Source organism: Streptomyces sp. NPDC056948 (assembly GCF_042674225.1).
Taxonomy (GTDB): domain Bacteria; phylum Actinomycetota; class Actinomycetes; order Streptomycetales; family Streptomycetaceae; genus Streptomyces; species Streptomyces purpurascens.
This window is the reverse complement of the sequence record NZ_JBHUQX010000173.1, coordinates 1-18,340: the sequence shown is the minus strand read 5'-3', so window position 1 is coordinate 18,340 and position 18,340 is coordinate 1. Positions and strand designations below refer to the sequence as shown.

The window sequence follows — 18,340 nt, the reverse complement described above, 5'->3', positions numbered from 1 at the left end:
CCGCGGCGGTCGCCACCACGGGGGCCGCCGCGGCACCGGCCGAGGCCGCGCGGGCCAGGGCCAACGTGTGCGTGCCGGAGTCGCCGGTCACGACGGTCGGCACGGCCGATCCCCGGTACGGCGAACTGGTCAGCAGGGGATTCAACGCCCGCTTCGTCGGGGCGCCGGACCTGGTGCACGTGGTCCACACGCCGAAGCAGATCGACCAGGTCGTCACGGAGGCGGTGGCGGCCGGGAAGCGGATCGCGGTCCGCAGCGGCGGGCACTGCTTCGAGAACTTCGCCGACCACCGCGACGTCCGCGTGCTCATCGACACCTCGCCCATGCGCGCGGTCTACTTCGACAAGGAGCACCGGGCGTTCGCCGTGCAGCCCGCCGCCACCCTGGGCGAGGTCTACCGCACGCTGTTCTATGACCACGGCGTGACCCTGCCCGCGGGGGTCTGCCCCCAGGTCGGGGCCGGCGGGCATGTCGCCGGCGGCGGGTACGGGCCGCTGACCCGTCGGGACGGCACCGTCGTCGACCATCTGTACGGCGTCGAGGTCGTGGTGGTGGACGCCTCCGGCAAGGCCCGCACCCTCACCGCCACCCGCGAGCGGGACGATCCCCACCACGATCTCTGGTGGGCGCACACCGGGGGCGGCGGCGGCAACTTCGGCATCGTCACCCGCTATCTGTTCCGTACGCCCGGCGCCTCGGGCGACGATCCCTCAGGCCTGCTGCCCAAGCCGCCCACCCGGCTCCGCTCCACCTTTGTGACCTGGTCGTGGGCCGATCTCGACCTGGCCAAGTTCACCCGGCTCGTCACCAACTTCAGCCGGTGGTACGAGCAGAATCACGCCGACGCCCGGTACGGCAGCCTCTACAGCACCCTGCACCTCAACACACACGCGATCGGCTCCATTTCCCTGGACATCCGCTTCGACGGCGGCCGCGCGGACGCCGCCGAACTGATCGAGCGGTACGTCACCGCCGTCAACGCGGGGACCGGACTCGAGCCGACCATCGAGCACACCGAGGACCTCTGGCTCCAGGCCACCCTCGGCGCGCGCTTCGACACCGGCGGGTATGACCGGCACAAGTCGAAGAGCGCCTACCTCAGGCGCGCCTGGACACCCGAGCGCATCAAGACCGTCCACAAGCACCTGACCGACCCCGCGTTCGAGGGCTGGGGCGCCGTCGACCTCTACTCGTACGGCGGGAAGGTCAACACCGTGGCGCCCGGTGCCACCGCCGTGCCCCAGCGGGACTCGATCCTCAAGGCGTGGTTCTCCGCCACCTGGATGGATCCGGGCCTCGACGACGTGCACCTGAACTGGATCCGCGAGCTGTACCGGGACGTGTTCCGCGACACCGGCGGCGTCCCCGTGCCGAACGACGACCACGACGGCTGCTACATCAACTATCCCGACACCGACCTGGCCGATCCGCGTTGGAACACCTCCGACGTGCCCTGGCACACCCTCTACTACAAGGACGGATACCGCCGCCTCCAGAAGGTCAAGGCGAAGTACGACCCCCGCGGCGTCTTCCAGCACCCGCTCTCCGTCCGGCTTCCCTGATCCCCGGCTGAAAGGAAACCGTCACCGTGCGACCCGGCCGAGCCGTCGGTACACACATCACCCTGGGAGGCGACCTCACCGTGGGCCGGCTCGGCTTCGGGGCGCTCCGGCTCACGGGCCCCCACCACTGGGGCCCGCCCACCCGGCCGGACAAGGCCGCCGAGGTGGCACGGTGCGCGGTCGAGCTCGGCGCGACGTTCATCGACACCGCCGACGTCTACGGGCTCGGGGCCAACGAGGAACTGCTCGCGTCGGCGCTCCACCCCTATGCGCCGGGCCTGGTCGTCTCCACCAAGGCGGGTGAGGTCCGGCCCGGTCCGCACCAGTGGCGGGTGCTGGGCCGGCCCGACTACCTGCGCCAGCAGGCCGAGTTGAGCCTGCGCCGGCTGCGGCTGGAGCGCATCGAGCTCTTCCAGTTGCACCGGGTCGATCCCCAGGTGCCGCTGGAGGACCAGGTCGGGGCGCTGAAGCAGCTCCAGGACGAGGGGAAGATCCGCCACATCGGGCTCTCCGAGGTGACGGTGGAGCAGATCGAGCAGGCCCGCGGCGTGGCACGCGTCGTGAGCGTGCAGAACAAGTACAACCTCTACGACCGGCGTTACGAGAAGGAGCTGGAACACTGCGAGCGGGAGGGCATCGCCTTCATCGCCTGGAAGCCGCTCGCCGGTACGGCCCGGCCGGCCCCGGACAGTGCCCTCGCCCGGGTGGCCGCGCAGACGGGGGCGACGACGACCCAGGTGGCGCTCGCCTGGCTGCTCCACCGCTCACCGGCCCTGTTGCCCATCCCGGGCACGGCCTCCCTGTCCCATCTGCGCGCCAACATGGCGTCGGCGGACATCACCCTCGACGTCGAGCAGCGGACCCTGCTCGACGAGGAGTGAGAGGCAGGGGAGTGAGGAGCCGGGGAGTGAGGAACCGGGGAACGTGCGGGTCGGGGGCAACCGCCCCCGGCCCGCCCGGTGCCCCGGGGCTGTCGCCCCCGGCGCGGTCAGACGCTCAGTTCGCTCGCCACCGCCATCACGTACTCGCCGTACCCCGACCGCGACAGTTTCGCGCCGAGTCGGTGGCAGGCGTCGGCGTCGATGAAGCCCATGCGCAGGGCGACTTCCTCGAGGCAGGCGATCCGTACGCCCTGCCGGTCCTCCAGGGTCTGGACGTACTGGCCGGCCTGGAGCAGCGACTGCGGGGTGCCGGCGTCGAGCCAGGCGAATCCGCGGCCGAACGTGACGAGTTTGGCCCGGTCCTGTTCCAGATAGATCCGGTTGACGTCGGTGATTTCCAGTTCGCCGCGGGCCGACGGGCGTATTCGGCGGGCGATCTCCACGACGTCGTTGTCGTAGAGATAGAGCCCGGTGATGGCGAGATTCGATCGGGGTTTTTCGGGCTTCTCCTCCAGGGAGACGAGCCGTCCTGATTCGTCGACCTCGCCCACGCCGTAGCGCTCGGGATCGGTGACCGGATATCCGAAGAGGACACAGCCGTCGATGTCCCGGGAGTGCGCTTCCAGGAGGTCGTAGAAACCGTTTCCGTGGAAGATGTTGTCGCCCAGGACGAGGGCGACCGAGTCGTCGCCGATGTGGTCGGCCCCGGTGAGGAAGGCCTGCGCAAGTCCGTTGGGAACGGGCTGTTCGGCGTAGGTCAGGGAGATCCCCAGGTGGCTGCCGTCGCCCAGCAGTTGGCGGAGCTGAGGGATGTCGCCGGGCAGGGCGATGATGAGGATGTCCCGGATGTCGGCCAGCATCAGCGCCGACAGAGGGTAGTAGATCAACGGCTTGTCGTTGACGGGAAGCAACTGCTTCGAAACAGCCAGGGTGATCGGGTGTAAACGGCTGCCGTAGCCGCCTGCCAGCACAATTCCTTTCACTGGCTCCTCCTTAGTCTGGGCATTCTCTGCGACAGTAGGCCGGAAGTCTCCCGGCCGACAACAATCGCCCCGCCGATATCGACCGCGATACGAGGTGAGAGCTCCCATGGTCACCTTCTGTTCAAGTCCGCTCGATCGGTTCTCGAGTCTGTTCCTTCTGAATCTGCATAGGGTGAACTTCGTGGCCGTTGTTGATCCTGACGGTCCCGAAGGAGCGAGAGGTATCGACCGCAAGGGGAGGAAGAACTGTCGTGGCGGCACTGACGAGCGAGAAACTCTTTGCCATCCTGCGTGAGTGCGCGGGGGAAGAGGAGTCCGTAACCAGCGCGGAAAACGCAGTTGACATGGAATTCACAGAACTCGGGTACGATTCGCTGGCCCTCCTGGAGACCGCGGCCCGGGTCTCGCGCGAGTACGACGTGGAGATCCCGGAAGAGGATCTTTCCGAGGTGGCGACCCCCGCCGGGTTTCTGGCCGTCGTGAATACGCTGCTGAAGGTGGCTTGATTCGTTCGGCGGCACCCGTCGCACCGGGTCGTCTTGTTGATTGCGCAACCGGTTTGTTGCTCCCGCAACGAAATTCCGGCGCTGACAGCGCTTTCCTTTCTGGCGAAATTCCGTTCTCTCCTGTGGGGAACTTGTGAAGCGCCTGAGGCGTTGATGCTCGGTAGACCAGTCTTTCTGCGATCTATGGGGGAACGTCGTGAAGCTGGGTGTTTTAGGCCCACTTTCCGTGCAGGTCGAGGGTGATCTGCACACTCCGAGCGCACCAAAGATGAGAAGCGTTCTGGCCACATTGCTGGTGCACGCCGACCAGGTGGTACCCGTGTCGTCACTGATACGCGAACTCTGGGACGAGGAGCCTCCGGTCAGCTGCCTGACCACGCTGCAGACCTACATCCTCAACCTGCGCAAGTTGCTGGCGTCCGCGACGGGAATGACCGCCCGTCAGGTCGCCTCCGAGATCCTCGTGACCCGGTCCGGTGGCTACCTCTTCCGGACCACCCAGGGGGATCTGGACGTCCACCGGTTCCATCAGCTCGTGTCGGACGGACGCAGGGCGCTGTCGTCGGGGGACGACAGCACCGCGCTGTCCACCCTCTCCAGCGCGCTGCAGCTCTGGCGCGGACCCGCGCTCGTGGACGTCGTCGCCGGCCGGATCCTCGAAGGGCGGCGCCAGCAGTTCGAGGAGTCCCGGCTGGTCGTCCTGGAGTATCTCGTCGACACCCAGCTACGGCTCGGCATGTACCGCGAGGTGCTCACCGAGCTCGCCGCCCTGACGGCCGACAACCCGTACCACGAGGGCCTGCACGCCCAGTACATGCGGGCCCTCTACCTCAACGGCCGGCGGGCGCAGGCCCTGGAGCTCTTCCAGCGCCTGCGGGTCAACCTGGTGAACCACCTCGGCCTCGAACCCGGCCCCATGGCCCAGGAACTGCACCGTTCCATCCTCAACGCGGAGTCGATCGACGCGCAGGGCAACCTCCGCAGGCCCACCGGGGACATCGTGCGCATGTCGTCCTCCGGCGCGGTGCGCGTCTACTGACACCACGTGGAGCCCTGTCCGAGGGGCGGACCGGGCTCCACGTGCTCCGCGGCGGCCGCTCAGCTCGCGACCGACGCGCTGACGAACCTGACCGGCGTGGGCAGATGGAGCGGGCCCTCGCCGCGCAGCCGGTCCAGCTCGGTGGTCAGACGGTGGCGCAACTGCCGGTTCTCGTACTCCGGGAGGTGCTGCCACAGCAACCGCATTCCCTGCGTGTGGGACCAGTCGACCCAGGTCTCGCCGTCCGGCGCGCGCAGATCGATGTGCTCGTCGGCGATCTCCACGTCCTCGAACCCGGCGCGGACCATCGCATCGGTCAGGTCGCCGGTGTCCTGAAGCCAACTGTTGAACCGCCGCTTCAGCGCGTCCGGCCGCCAGTCGGCCGGCAGGTTGCGCAGCAGGCGCTCCGGGATCAGTTCCGTGAACACCGGCGGCAGGAAGGGAAACGTGTCCTCCGTGAAGACTGGGCTGGTGAAGGCGATCCGGCCACCCGGCCGCAGCAGGGCCGCGTACCGGGGGAGGGCGGCCGGCGCGTCGGGCAGGAAGATCAGGCTGTAGCTGCCGGTCACCACGTCGAAGGAGGCGGGCGGGAAGTCCGGGTGCTCGCCGTCCATGACCCGGACCTCCACATGCCGGGCGCCGAGCGTGCCGGCCTGCCGGCGGGCCTCCTCCACCATGGCCGGCGCGATGTCGATACCGAGCACATGGCCGGACGGGCCCACCTTCTCCGCCGCCACGAACAGGGAAGCGCCCCGGCCGCATCCCACATCGAGAACGCGCTGCCCCGGCTGTGGATCGGCCCTTTCCACCAGTCGCCGGCCCATCGGTGTGAAGAACTCGACGCCCAACTGGTCATAAGTCGCCGCGGCATTGTTGAACGCCTCGGTGACCGTCGATTTGTACTTCGTCTTGTCCATGGGTCCTCCGGGTGACGAAAGCCGACCCGACCACCCTGACCCGTCCCTCTGAAATGTGGGTCGGAAGGCGCTCGGCGGCCGCTCGAAACCGGCTTGTCAACGGGTCGAGCCGGTGCGGAAAAGGATTGTTGCGGAGAGGCGCGGAAGTCAGGATGAAGTCATCGACGACCGACAAGGAGTGCCGACCGTGAGCGAAGGCATCGACATTGTTCGCCGCATGGTGAACAGCTACAACACCGGAAATACGGATGACGTCGCCGAGTTCATCCACGAGGAGTACCTCAATCCCGGCGCCCTGGAACACATGCCGGAACTGCGCGGTCCCGAGGCGTTCGCACTCGCGGTGAAGTGGCTGAAGCTCACTTTCTCCGAGGACGCGCATCTGGAGGAGATCGGCTATGAGGAGAAAGGTAGCTGGGTGCGGGCGAAACTCGCCCTGTACGGACGTCAGGTGGGCGAACTCGTAGGAATGCCGGCGACCGGGCGCAAGTTCTCCGGCGAACAGATTCACCTCATCCGGATCGTCGACGGAAAGATCCGCGACCACCGCGACTGGCCCGACTATCTCGGCACCTACCGCCAGCTCGGCGAGCCCTGGCCCAACGAGGAGGGCTGGCGCCCCTGAGCAGCACCTCCGTTCCGGTACACCGACGCCCAAGGGAAGGAACACGGTGAGCTCTTCCGCACCCGGGGAACCCCTGGAACCGACCGACCAGGACCTCGACGTACTCCTGAAGAACCTCGGCAACCTGGTGACCCCGATGGCCCTGAGGGTCGCCGCCACGCTCCGCCTGGTCGATCACCTCCTGGCCGGCGCCGACACCCTCGCCGGCCTCGCCGACCGTACGGACACCCACCCCCAGGCGCTCTCCCGCCTGGTCCGGCACCTCACCGTCGTCGGCGTCCTGGAGGGCGGAGAGAAGCCGGACCAGCCGCTGCGCCCCACCCGGCTCGGGATGCTCCTCGCCGACGGCCACCCGGCCCAGCAGCGGGCCTGGCTGGACCTCGACGGGGCCGTCTCCCACGCCGACCTGGCCTTCACCGGGCTCCTCGACGTGGTCCGCACCGGCCGCCCCGCCTACGCCGGGCGGTACGGGCGGCCCTTCTGGGAGGACCTCTCGGCGGACGTGGCGCTGGCCGACTCCTTCGACGCGCTCATGTCCTGCGACGAGGACCTGGCCTACGAGGCCCCGGCCGACGCCTACGACTGGTCGGCGGTCCGGCACGTCCTCGACGTGGGCGGCGGCAACGGCGGCATCCTCGCGGCGATCGCCCTGCGGGCCCCGCACCTGCGGGGCACCCTGGTCGAACTGGCGGGTCCCGCCGAGCGCGCCCGGCGCAGGTTCGCGGACGCCGGTCTGACCGACCGGGTCACGGTGGCGGAGGGCGACTTCTTCAAGCCGCTGCCCGTCACCGCCGACGTCGTCCTGCTGTCGTTCGTCCTGCTCAACTGGTCCGACGAGGACGCGCTGACGATCCTGCGCGGGTGCGTCAGGGCGCTGGAACCGGGCGGCAGGCTCCTGGTCCTCGACCGTGCCGATGTCGAGGGGGACGGCGCCGACCGGTTCTTCAGCACGCTGCTCGACCTGCGGATGCTGACGTTCATGGGGGGACGGGTGCGTACCCGGGACGAGGTCGTGGCCCTGGCCGGATCAGCGGGTCTCGCCCTGGCCTCGGAGCGCACGAGCGGCTCCACGACCCTCCCGTTCGACTTCTCGATCCTCGAGTTCACGGCCGTCTCCGAGGAAGCGGTCCCGGCCGCCCAGGCCTCCGAAGCCCTCCCAGCACAGGAGTAGACACATGTCCGAACGCATCGTGCCGAGCGGGGACGTCGAGCTGTGGAGCGACGACTTCGGTGACCCGGCGGACCCGGCGCTGCTGCTCGTCATGGGCGGCAACCTCTCCGCCCTCGGCTGGCCCGACGAGTTCGCCCGGCGGCTCGCCGACGGCGGCCTCCACGTCATCCGCTACGACCACCGCGACACCGGCCGCTCCACCACCCGCGACTTCGCCGCGCACCCCTACGGCTTCGGCGAGCTGGCCGCCGACGCGGTCGCCGTCCTCGACGGCTGGGGCGTCGGCCGGGCCCATGTCGTCGGCCTGTCGATGGGGGCGACCATCACCCAGGTCATCGCGCTCGACCACCACGACCGGCTGAGCAGCCTGACCATGATGCTCGGCGGCGGGCTCGACATCGACTTCGACGCCAACATCGAGCGCGTGATGCGCGGCGAACCCACGCTGGACGGCCTGCCCGGGCCCCAGCAGCCGTTCCTGGACGCGCTCGCCCTGATGAACCAGCCGGCCGAGGGCCGGACCGCCGAGGTGGCCAAGCGCGTGAGCAAGTGGCGCATCCTCTCCGGCACGGGCGTGCCGTTCGACGACGCCGAGTACGCGCGGTGGGAGGAACGGGCGATCGACCACGCGGGGGGCGCCCTCGCCGAGCCGTACGCGCACTACTCGCTGACCCTGCCGCCGCCGGCCCGGGCCGCCGAGCTGCGCGATGTCACCGTGCCGACCCTGGTCATCCAGGCCGAGCACGACCCCATCGCCCCCGCGCCGCACGGCAAGCACCTCGCCGGGCTCATCCCCACCGCCCGCCTCGCGGAGATCCCGGGCATGGGGCACGCCCTGCCCTCCTCGGTCCACGGGCCGCTCGCCGAGGTCATCCTCGCCCACACCCGCTCGGCGGTCTGACCGTGGCGGACGAGCAGCGGGCGGGAGAGACGATGTACGGGGCGGACCTCGCCCGGGTCTACGACCTGGTGCACCGGGAGAGGGGCAAGGACTACCGGGCGGAGACCGAGGCGGTCGCCGCCGCGGCCCGGCGCGGCAGGCCGGGCGCCGGACGGCTGCTCGACGTCGCGTGCGGCACCGGAGGGCATCTGCGGCACTTCGCCGACCTCTTCGCCCACGTCGAGGGAGTGGAGCTGTCCGCGCCGATGGCCGAGGCGGCGCGTGCCGCGCTGCCCGGGGTGACCGTGCACGCGGGCGACATGCGCGACTTCCGCCTCGGCACCACATTCGACGTCGTGACCTGCATGTTCGGCTCCGTCGGCTATATGACGTCGGTGGCCGAGCTCGGCCGGGCGCTGAAGATGTTCGCCCGGCATCTGGAGCCGGGCGGGGTGGCCGTGGTCGACCCGTGGTGGTTCTACGAGACGTTCGCCGACGGCCATGTCTCCGCCGACATCGTGACCGTCGACGGCGTCACCGTCTCCCGGGTCTCGCACTCCGCCCGCCGGGGCCGTACCTCGCACATGGACGTGCACTTCGTCGTCGCCGAACCCGGCGCCGGCGCCCAGCACTTCGTCGACACCCACATCATCTCCCTGTTCAGCCGCGCCGAGTACGAACAGGCCTTCCGGGAGGCCGGCTTCGCGGTCGAGTACCTGCCCGAGGCGCCGTCGGGCCGCGGCCTGTTCGTCGGCGTCCGGGCGTGAACCGGCTGACCCCAAGGCCCCAAGAGAACGACGCGAACGACGCGAACGACGAGAGAGGAGCAACATGAACGACCACGAGGTCGATGTTCTGGTGGTGGGTGCGGGCCTCGGCGGCCTGTCGACGGCGATGTTCCTCGCCCGGCAGGGCGTCCGTGTGCTCGTGGTGGAGCGCAGGCCGGGCCTCTCGCCCTATCCGCGGGCCGCCGGGCAGAACCCGCGGACCATGGAGCTGCTGCGCATCGGGGGCGTCGCGGACCAGGTGGTCCGGGCCGACGACATCCGCGGCACCCAGGGCGACTTCGTCATCCGGCTCGCCCAGAGCGTGCGGGGCGAGATCCTGCGCACCGTCTCGGAGAGCTTCGACGACATGGTGGCCGCCACCGAGCCGTGCACGCCGGCCGGCTGGGCGATGCTGTCCCAGGACAAGCTGGAGCCGATCCTGCTCGCGCAGACGCGGAAGCACGGCGGCGCCATCCGTTTCGACACCCGGCTGCTGTCGTTCCGCCAGGACGGCGACGGCGACGGCGCCGGCGTCACGGCCCGGCTGGCGGGGCCGGACGGCGAGTACGACCTGCGCGCCGGGTACCTCGTGGGCGCCGACGGCAACCGCAGCCTGGTGCGGGAGTCGCTGGGCATCGAGCGGTACGGGCACGGCACGCTGACCCACATGGTCGGGGTCATCTTCGACGCGGACCTCTCCGGGATCATGGAGCCGGGCACGACCGGCTGGTACTACCTCCACCACCCGGAGTTCAAGGGCACGTTCGGGCCGACGGACCGGCCCGACCGGCACACCCTCTTCGTCGAGTACGACCCCGACAAGGGCGAGCGCCCCGAGGACTTCACACCGCAGCGCTGCGTCGAACTCATCGGCCTCGCCCTGGACGCCCCCGAGGTGGAGCCCGAGCTCGTCGATATCCAGGGCTGGGAGATGGCGGCCCGGATCGCCGAACGCTGGCGCGAGGGGCGGGTGTTCCTGGTCGGGGACGCGGCGAAGGTCACCCCGCCGACCGGGGGCATGAGCGGCAACGCGGCCGTCGCCGACGGGTTCGACCTGGCCTGGAAGCTGGCGGCGGTGCTGCAGGGGCAGGCCGGGGCGGGCCTGCTCGGCACCTACGAGGACGAGCGCAAGGTCGCCGCGGAGCTGGTCGTGGCCGAGGCGCTGGCGATCTACGCGCAGCGGATGGCGCCGCACATGGCGGAGGTGTGGGACAAGTCGGTGGGGTACCCCGAGACGCTGCTCGGCTTCCGCTACCGGTCCTCGGCGGTGCTGGCCACGGACGACGACCCGGCGCGGGTGGAGAACCCGCTGACCCCGAGCGGCCGTCCCGGTTTCCGTGGGCCGCACGTCCTGGTGTCCCGGCACGGGGAGCGGCTCTCGACGGTCGATCTGTTCGGCGACGGCTGGACGTTGCTGGTGGGTGAGCTGGGGTCGGACTGGGTCGCGGCGGCGGAGGCGGCCTCTGCGGAACTGGGGGTGCCTGTGCGGGCGTACCGGGTCGGGGCGGGGCTGACCGATCCCGAGAGTGCGGTGTCCGAGCGGTACGGCATCGGGAAGGCGGGGGCGAGTCTGGTGCGGCCGGACGGGATCGTGGCCTGGCGTACGGATGAGGCGGCGGTTGATGCGGCTCAGACTCTCGGAGGGGTTCTGCGCAGGGTTCTCGACCGCTGAAGGAATGGCTTCGCGCCCCGCCTGAGGATTTGGCGGGGCGCGGTGTCGTTGGCGGGTGCGGGGCGGTGGGGGTTGTTCGCGCAGTTCCCCGCGCCCCTGAGAGAAGGGCGTCAGCTCAAGCCCGTGGCCGGGTTCGCCTTGGGGTCGCCGATGAGTTTGGCCGCTCGGCGGACTCGGTCGAGGAGCAGGGCCTGGCGTTGGATCGCCGAGGTGTCGGCCAAGGGGCCGGTGCCTGTGAGGGCCGCGCGGACGAAGGCGTCCATCGCGTTGAAGACCTGGTTGTCCTCGGGCAGCGAGCGCTCCGTCACCACGTCCTGCTGCTCGATCCTGACCACCGGCTTGAGCTGCTCCGGCGGTGTGAAGGCACGCCGGACGCTCACCCGCCCCCGGTTGCCCCACAGCGCGTAGGTGGACCGGTAGGAGTGCTCGAAGCCGAAGTCGAGCTGGGCCGTCACCCCCCGGTCGTCGCTCAGCAGCACACTGCCCGCCACATCGGCCCCGGTCGCCTCGTCGACGCGCAGACACGCCCCGAGGACATCGAGTTCCCCGGTGAGGTACAGCTGGGCCGCCCGCAGCGGATACACCCCGACGTCGAGCAAAGCGCCCCCGCCCAGGGCCGGCTGGTACCGGAACGAGTCCGGCGCCAGCGGGGGCACCGCGAACGATCCCGAGAACAGCCGCAGTTCCCCCACGGACTCGTCGAGCATCGCGCGTACCGCCGCGTGCTGGGAATGGTGCAGGAACATGAAGTTCTCGGCGAGCACGAGTCCGAGTTCCGAAGCGGTCGACATCAGCTCGAGAGTTTTCTCGTACGTGTCCGACATCGGTTTCTCGACCAGCACATGCTTTCCCGAACGCAAAGCCCGCAGCGCCCACTCGTGATGCATGCCGGGCGGCAGCGGAATATAGACGGCGTCAAGGTCGTCCCGCTCGACGAGTGCCGCGTAATCCCCCACGCCACCGCAGCCGAAAGCGGCCCCCACCCGCTCGGCCCGGTCCTTGTCCCGGCTGGCCACCGCGACGAGGTCGACGTGGTCATGCGCGGCGAGCACGGGCATGATCCGGCGAATCGCGATGTTCGCCGTGCCGATCACGCCCATGCGGAGCGCCCGTTGCTGACGGTGCTCTGGCATAGGGATCCTCATCACCTTGCGGGAGTCCAGTGGGTTCCCCACCGTACGACCGGGAGATCAAGCACTGCTTGAGGAACGGTGGATACGGAAAACGGCAGTTCGAGTGTTCTTCTAATACGGCCCCGTACCTTGCCGAGGTAATCGGATGACGGAGGTGGCGGGGTGACGGCGGCGACGAATGCCCTGGGGCGCGAACTGCAACTCGTCCACGCGGCACAGTGGCTCTACGCGATCAACGCGGAGCCGTTCGTACCGGGGGCGGGTGACCCGTATGCCCGGCTGGTACGGGGATTCGAGATCGGCGAAAAAGGCACGGACGGCACGGACGACGCGGGCGGAACCCTCGCGTCGATCGTCGAGCGGGGGCCGGTGTGGCGCAGCCGGCTCGACACCTGGGTCGTCACCGGCCCCGCGGCGCTGCGGGAGTTGTCCGCCGGCGCGGAACCGGCGGTGTCCGCCGCGGTGCCGCAGGCGGAGGCGTGGCTGCCCGACCCGGCGCGCCAGCGCACGACGGAACTCGCCCGGGACCTGGCGCGGCGGGGCGGGACGAGGGCCGTGGGCAAGCGGGCCGGATCGCTGCGGGAGCGGGCCGGGCAGGCCGCGGCCCGGCTCGGCCCGGGACCGGTCGACCTGGTGGCGGACTTCGCCGAGCCGCTGACCGCGGCCGGGTACGCCGCGATCCTGGACGTCCCCGAGGAGCGGCGCGCGGCGTTCGCCGCCGACCTCGCCGCGGCGGCCCCGGCCGTGGACGCGCTGCTCTGCCCGCAGACGCTGGACACGACGCGGCGGCTGGCCGCGGGCGTACGCGGACTGCGGGAACTCTTCGCCGGGCACGCCCACGCGGAGGCGGACCTGGTGCTCGCGGTGGCCGGCGCCCGGGCCGCGGCGGACCTGCTCGGCGACGCGCTGCGCAGGGCCCTCGACCGGCCGCGGGAGTGGGCGCTGCTGCGCTCGGACCCCGCGCACGCGGCCCGCCTGGTCGAGGAGGTCCTGCACCACCGGCCGCCGTGGCGGGCGTGCCCCTTGGTGGCCCTCTCCCCGGCGGAGGTGGCCGGCACCCGCATCGAAGCGGGCGACACGGTCACCGCCGTCACGACCACCACCGCCGTACCGGCCGGGACCGCCGGCGCCACCGAACCCGCCGGCGCCACCGAACCCGGCGGGGCCTCCGGGCCCGGCGAGACCGCCGGGGCCAGCGGCTTCCCGACGCCCCTTCCCGTGGCCGCCTGCGCCGCCCTGCTCCCGGCCGCCCGGGCGCTCGCCGGGCACGCGCTGGTGGCGCTGGCCGCGCGGTTCCCGTTGCTGCGGCCGGACGGCGAGCCGGTGCGCGTGCGCCGGGCGCCCCTGACCCGGCGCCTGGTCAGGCTGCCGGCCCGACTCGGCGAGGAGGAGACGCGATGAGGGTTCTGTTCACCTCACTGGCCCACCACACCCACTACTACCCGCTCGTACCGCTCGCGTGGGCGCTGCGCACCGCGGGCCACGAGGTGCGGATCGCCAGCCAGCCCGAGCTGACCGACGTCATCACGGGTACGGGACTGACCGCCGTCCCCGTGGAATGGTCGCTCGGCGCCCTGGAGGACCTCGGCCTGCTCGGCAAGCTCCACGACGAGGCCTCGGCCCATGTGCAGGGCTTCGACTACGCCGCCCGGGGCGAACACCCCTGGGACTACGAGCAGTTGCTGGCACTGGAGAACATCATGGTGCCCACGCTCTACGGCGCGCTCAACAACGACACCATGGTCGACGCCCTCGTGGACTTCGCCCGCTCCTGGCAGCCCGACCTCGTCGTCTGGGAGACCTTCACTCTCGCCGGGGCGATCGCGGCCCGGGTGACGGGCGCGGCGCACTGCCGGCTGGTCTCGGGCCCGGACATCAGCGTGCGGGCCCGCAAGGAGTTTCTGCGGCTGGCCGCCGAGCAGGAGCCGGAGCACCGCGAGGACCCCACCGCCGAGTGGCTGGAGCGCACGCTGCGGCGGCTGGGATCCGACGCCGGGTTCGACGAGGACATGGTCACCGGTCAGTGGACGGTCAACACCACACCGCCCAGCACCCAGCTCGACCTGCGACTGCCGACCGTCCAGGTGCGCCACGTGCCGTACAACGGCCCCGCGGTGGTGCCGGACTGGCTGCGGGCCGACCCCGGGCGCAGCCGCGTCTGTGTGACGCTCGGCTCCTCGGCCTCCGACGTCGGCGTCGACATGGCGGAGCTCCTGGCCCATCTCGCGGAGCTGGACGCGGAGATCGTCGCGACCGTCGACGAGGCGACCCGCGAGGCCGCCGCGGACCTGCCGGACAACGTACGCCTGGTCGACTTCGTTCCGCTCAACGACCTGCTGCCCACGTGCGACGCGATCGTGCACCACGGCGGTGTCGGCACCAAGGCGACGGCCGAACTGCACGCCGTGCCCCAGCTCATCCTGGCCTTCGGCTGGGACACCGAGGTGATGGGGCGCGGTCTCGAGGACATCGGCGCCGGCCTGTGCGTGCCGAGCGCCGACCTGCTTCCGGACGTCCTGCGCAAGCAGGTAAAGCGGCTGGTCGGCGAGCCGTCGTTCGCGCGGGGCGCCCGCCGGCTCCAGGAGGAACTGCTCGCCGTGCCCAGCCCCAACGAGGTCGTTCCGGTGCTGGAACGGCTGGTCGCCGAGCACGGCACGAACGGCTCAGTCCACGACCGAGGGTGAGGGATCCAGACGTGACGGACACCAAGGCGCTGGTGCTGGAACTGGCGCGCAAATACCACAAGGAACAGGAACCGCGCGGGTTCGAACCCGGGGTCACACCGATCCTGTCCTCGGGCGCGGTCCTCGACGAGGAGGACCGGGGCGCCCTGGTCGAGGCGGCCCTGGAGATGCGGATCGCCGCCGGGGTGCGCACCCGGAAGTTCGAGAGCGACTTCGCGCGCTACTTCCGGCTGCGCAAGGCCCACATGGTGAACTCGGGATCGTCGGCCAACCTGCTGGCGGTCAGCGCGCTCACCTCGCCGAAGCTGAAGGACCTGCGGCTGCGCCCCGGTGACGAGGCCATCACGGTGGGCGCCGGCTTCCCGACCACGATCAACCCGCTCGTCCAGAACGGCCTGACACCGGTCTTCGTGGACGTCGAACTGGGCACCTACAACGCCTCCCTGGCCCAGATCGAGGCGGCGATCTCCCCGCGCACCAGGCTCATCATGATCGCGCACGCCCTCGGCAACCCGTTCCCCGTCGCCGAGGTCGCGGAACTGGCCCGCCGGCACGACCTGTTCTTCATCGAGGACAACTGCGACGCCGTCGGCTCCACCTACGGGGGCAGGCTCACCGGCACCTTCGGCGACCTGTCGACGGTGAGCTTCTACCCCGCCCACCACATCACCGCCGGCGAGGGCGGCTGTGTGCTCACGGCGAGTCTGGAACTGGCGCGGATCGTCGAGTCGATGCGCGACTGGGGCCGGGACTGCTGGTGCGAACCGGGCACGGACAACACCTGCCTGAAGCGGTTCGACTATCAGCTCGGCACCCTCCCGGCCGGCTACGACCACAAGTACATCTTCTCCCACGTCGGCTACAACCTGAAGGCCACCGACCTCCAAGGAGCCCTGGCACTCAGCCAGTTGAAGAAGGTCGACGACTTCGGCGCGGCCCGGCGGCACAACTGGCGGCGGCTGCGCGACGGCCTGGCCGATGTGCCCGGACTGCTGCTGCCGCGGGCCACTCCCGGCAGCGACCCGAGCTGGTTCGGCTTCGCCCTGACCGTGCTGCCCGACGCGGGCTTCACCCGCAGGGACCTCGTCGACTTCCTGGAGGCCCGCAGGATCGGCACCCGCCGGCTGTTCGGCGGGAACATCACCCGCCATCCCGCCTACCAGGACGTGCGCTACCGGATCGTGGACGAGCTGGTCAACTGCGACACCGTCACGGAGGACACCTTCTGGATCGGCGTCTATCCGGGGCTCACCAAAGAAATGCTCGACTACGTCGTCGAGTCCATCACCGAGTTCTGCACGCGAAAGGGCTGATCGGAGCATGTCCTCACCAACCAGCCGCGTCGCCGTCGTCACCGGTGCCACCAGCGGGATCGGCCTCGCCGTCACACAGTCCCTGGCCGCCGTCGGCCACCGCGTCTTCCTCTGCGCCCGGGACGCCGACCGGGTCGCGCTCACGGTCAAGGAGCTGCGCGCCGAGGGCCACGACGTGGACGGCGCCGCCTGCGACGTACGGGACGTGGCGCAGATCGAGGCGCTGATGTCCGCGGCGGTGGAGCGCTACGGGCCCGTCGAGGTGCTCGTCAACAACGCCGGCCGCAGCGGCGGCGGCCCCACGCACACCATCGCCGACGAGCTGTGGGACGACGTGATGGCCACCAACCTGGACAGCGTCTTCCGCGTCACCCGCGCCGTCATGACCACCGGCCGCATGCGGGAGGGGAGCTGGGGCCGGGTCGTGAACATCGCCTCCACCGGCGGCAAGCAGGGCGTGGTGCTGGGCGCCCCCTACTCCGCCTCCAAACACGGGGTCGTCGGCTTCACCAAGGCCCTGGGGCTGGAACTGGCCAGGACCGGCATCACGGTCAACGCGGTGTGCCCCGGCTATGTGGAGACGCCCATGGCGGTGCGGGTCCGGCAGGGCTACGCCGCCGCCTGGGAGACCACCGAGGAGGAGGTGCTCGACCGGTTCCAGACCAAGATCCCGCTCGGTCGCTACACCACGCCCGACGAGGTGGCGGGCATGGTCGGCTATCTGCTGACCGACGCGGCCTCATCCGTCACCGCGCAGGCGATCAACGTCTGCGGCGGGCTGGGAAACTACTGAGGAGAGCGATGTCGGACGAGACCGTGCACACCACCGTCCACGAGATCGAGGTGCGGGCCCCGGCCGGGGCCGTGTTCGACCTGGTCGCCGAGGCCTCCCGCTGGCCGGTGCACTTCCCGCCGAGCGTGCACGTCGAGCGCCTGGAGGGCGACGACCGGCAGGAGCGGCTGAGGATCTGGGCGACGGCCAACGACGAGGTCAAGAGCTGGACCTCGCGCCGCGAACTGGACCGGGCCGGACTGCGGGTGACGTTCCGGCAGGAGGAGTCGCGGACGCCGGTGCGGAGCATGAGCGGCGAGTGGCTGCTGGAGCCGCTCGGCGACCGGGGGACCCGGGTGCGGTTCACCCACGCGTTCACCGCCGTCGACGACGACCCCGCGCACGTCGAGTGGATCCGCCGGGCCATCGACACCAACACCGCGTCCGAACTCGAGGCCCTGCGCCGGGGCGTGGAGGACGCGGACCCGGAGCTCACCTTCACGTTCGACGACAGCGTGCGCGTCGACGGCTCGGCGAAGGACGCCTACGAGTTCATCCGCGCGGCCGACCGCTGGACGGAGCGGCTGCCGCACGTCGCCCGGGTCGTCCTCACCGAGGACACCCCGAACGAGCAGATCCTGGAGATGGACACGCTCACCGCCGACGGCGCGACCCACACCACGCGTTCGGTGCGCGTCTGCTTCCCCGCCGAGCGGATCGTCTACAAGCAGATCCGGACACCCGCGCTGATGGCCGCCCACACCGGCGAGTGGATCTTCGAGGAGGACGACAAGGGCTGCACCGTCACCTCCCGGCACACCGTGCGGATCGCGCCGGACGCCGTGACGAGCGTCCTCGGTCCGACGGCGGACGTGGCCGCCGCCCGCACCATGATCCGCGAGGCCCTCGGCCGCAACAGCCTCACGACGCTGCGGTGCGCGGCCGACCACGCCGAGCGGCTGCGCGGCACCGAGCCGGTCCCCGCCGGGACGTACGTCGCCGTGCAGCAGTTCTACGCCCGGCAGATGCGGCTCCTCGACGAGCGGCGGGCCGAGGAATGGGCGCGGACGTTCACCGAGGACGGCGTCTTCGCGCAGAACATCGTCCCCGAGCCCCTGCGCGGCCGGGACGCCGTGGCCGCCGCCGTACGCCGCAACCTGGAGCGGACGGCGGACACACCGGAGCAGCGGCGGCATGTGTTCTCCATGCTCACGGTCGTGCCCGGGCCCGACGGCGCCCTGAGCACCCGCTGCTACGCACAGGTCCTGGTGACCCCGGCCGGAGGGCCGGCCAGGCTGCACCTGAGCGCGGTGTGCGAGGACGAACTGGTGCCGCACGGCGACGGCTGGCTGGTGCGCCACCGCAGGGTCGAGCACGACGGCGTCTGAGCGCCCGCGCCGGCAGGCGCACACCTTCGGGCCGCACCGGCGGACGG

General features: G+C 70.8%; 17 protein-coding genes. 14 read left to right on the top strand and 3 right to left on the bottom strand.

The features are described 5' to 3' along the window. Window positions 1-65: 65 nt before the first annotated feature. On the top strand, window positions 66-1,562 hold the full coding sequence (locus tag ACFTZL_RS22620; protein ID WP_382585647.1) for an FAD-binding oxidoreductase: 1,497 nt from the start codon (window positions 66-68) through the stop codon (window positions 1,560-1,562). Between the two features lie 26 nt (window positions 1,563-1,588). Further along, window positions 1,589-2,443, top strand: a complete 855-nt coding sequence (locus ACFTZL_RS22615; RefSeq protein WP_382585641.1) for an aldo/keto reductase — start codon at window positions 1,589-1,591, stop codon at window positions 2,441-2,443. A gap of 107 nt (window positions 2,444-2,550) precedes the next feature. On the opposite strand, the gene rfbA is transcribed toward ACFTZL_RS22615, so the two are convergent. Then, a complete protein-coding gene (rfbA, locus tag ACFTZL_RS22610; RefSeq protein ID WP_382585638.1) occupies window positions 2,551-3,426 on the bottom strand; it encodes a glucose-1-phosphate thymidylyltransferase RfbA in 876 nt (291 codons plus the stop codon). Window positions 3,427-3,677: 251 nt separating this feature from the next. On the opposite strand from rfbA, the gene ACFTZL_RS22605 reads away from it, so the two are divergent. Then, entirely contained in the window at window positions 3,678-3,932 is a 255-nt protein-coding gene (locus ACFTZL_RS22605; protein WP_382585635.1) for an acyl carrier protein, read from the top strand. A 268-nt stretch (window positions 3,933-4,200) separates the two neighbouring features. Beyond that, window positions 4,201-4,971 carry an AfsR/SARP family transcriptional regulator gene (locus ACFTZL_RS22600; protein WP_184594679.1) on the top strand — a complete coding sequence of 257 codons (771 nt, stop codon included), beginning with the start codon at window positions 4,201-4,203 and terminating at the stop codon, window positions 4,969-4,971. Between the two features lie 59 nt (window positions 4,972-5,030). Here the strand turns inward: ACFTZL_RS22600 and ACFTZL_RS22595 are convergent, their stop codons facing one another. Further along, window positions 5,031-5,888: a class I SAM-dependent methyltransferase gene (locus tag ACFTZL_RS22595; protein WP_382585632.1), complete on the bottom strand. Its 858-nt coding sequence runs from the start codon at window positions 5,886-5,888 to the stop codon at window positions 5,031-5,033. 187 nt (window positions 5,889-6,075) lie between these two features. Here ACFTZL_RS22595 and ACFTZL_RS22590 point away from each other — a divergent pair, with 187 nt between their 5' ends. The 5 genes from ACFTZL_RS22590 to rdmE all read left to right on the top strand — a co-directional run bounded on the left by ACFTZL_RS22590 (window position 6,076) and on the right by rdmE (window position 11,003). Continuing rightward, a complete protein-coding gene (locus ACFTZL_RS22590; RefSeq protein WP_382585629.1) occupies window positions 6,076-6,513 on the top strand; it encodes a SnoaL/DnrD family polyketide biosynthesis methyl ester cyclase in 438 nt (145 codons plus the stop codon). Between the two features lie 46 nt (window positions 6,514-6,559). After that, window positions 6,560-7,684 carry a methyltransferase gene (locus ACFTZL_RS22585; protein ID WP_382585626.1) on the top strand — a complete coding sequence of 375 codons (1,125 nt, stop codon included), beginning with the start codon at window positions 6,560-6,562 and terminating at the stop codon, window positions 7,682-7,684. A gap of 4 nt (window positions 7,685-7,688) precedes the next feature. After that, on the top strand, window positions 7,689-8,585 hold the full coding sequence (locus tag ACFTZL_RS22580) for an alpha/beta fold hydrolase (RefSeq protein WP_382585623.1): 897 nt from the start codon (window positions 7,689-7,691) through the stop codon (window positions 8,583-8,585). Between the two features lie 32 nt (window positions 8,586-8,617). Continuing rightward, window positions 8,618-9,331 carry a class I SAM-dependent methyltransferase gene (locus tag ACFTZL_RS22575; protein WP_382585644.1) on the top strand — a complete coding sequence of 238 codons (714 nt, stop codon included), beginning with the start codon at window positions 8,618-8,620 and terminating at the stop codon, window positions 9,329-9,331. Window positions 9,332-9,395: 64 nt separating this feature from the next. Further along, window positions 9,396-11,003 carry an aklavinone 12-hydroxylase RdmE gene (rdmE, locus tag ACFTZL_RS22570; protein WP_382585620.1) on the top strand — a complete coding sequence of 536 codons (1,608 nt, stop codon included), beginning with the start codon at window positions 9,396-9,398 and terminating at the stop codon, window positions 11,001-11,003. 110 nt (window positions 11,004-11,113) lie between these two features. Here rdmE and ACFTZL_RS22565 read toward each other — a convergent pair whose 3' ends face one another. Then, the gene (locus ACFTZL_RS22565) at window positions 11,114-12,136 is read right to left on the bottom strand and encodes a Gfo/Idh/MocA family protein (protein ID WP_382585617.1); all 1,023 of its coding nucleotides are present in this window, start codon (window positions 12,134-12,136) and stop codon (window positions 11,114-11,116) included. A gap of 162 nt (window positions 12,137-12,298) precedes the next feature. Between ACFTZL_RS22565 and ACFTZL_RS22560 the strand changes: the two genes are divergently transcribed. The 5 genes from ACFTZL_RS22560 to ACFTZL_RS22540 are packed head-to-tail and all read left to right on the top strand — an operon-like array spanning window position 12,299 to window position 18,293. After that, complete coding sequence (locus tag ACFTZL_RS22560) at window positions 12,299-13,537, top strand: hypothetical protein (RefSeq protein ID WP_382585615.1); 1,239 nt, start codon at window positions 12,299-12,301, stop codon at window positions 13,535-13,537. Beyond that, on the top strand, window positions 13,534-14,820 hold the full coding sequence (locus ACFTZL_RS22555; RefSeq protein WP_382585612.1) for an activator-dependent family glycosyltransferase: 1,287 nt from the start codon (window positions 13,534-13,536) through the stop codon (window positions 14,818-14,820). Before ACFTZL_RS22560 ends, ACFTZL_RS22555 begins: the two co-directional genes overlap by 4 nt. Window positions 14,821-14,831: 11 nt before the next feature. Then, a complete protein-coding gene (rfbH, locus tag ACFTZL_RS22550) occupies window positions 14,832-16,133 on the top strand; it encodes a lipopolysaccharide biosynthesis protein RfbH (protein ID WP_382585609.1) in 1,302 nt (433 codons plus the stop codon). A gap of 7 nt (window positions 16,134-16,140) precedes the next feature. Then, window positions 16,141-16,926 carry an SDR family NAD(P)-dependent oxidoreductase gene (locus ACFTZL_RS22545; RefSeq protein WP_382585606.1) on the top strand — a complete coding sequence of 262 codons (786 nt, stop codon included), beginning with the start codon at window positions 16,141-16,143 and terminating at the stop codon, window positions 16,924-16,926. An 8-nt stretch (window positions 16,927-16,934) separates the two neighbouring features. Then, the gene (locus ACFTZL_RS22540) at window positions 16,935-18,293 is read left to right on the top strand and encodes a nuclear transport factor 2 family protein (protein WP_382585603.1); all 1,359 of its coding nucleotides are present in this window, start codon (window positions 16,935-16,937) and stop codon (window positions 18,291-18,293) included. Window positions 18,294-18,340: the final 47 nt, after the last annotated feature.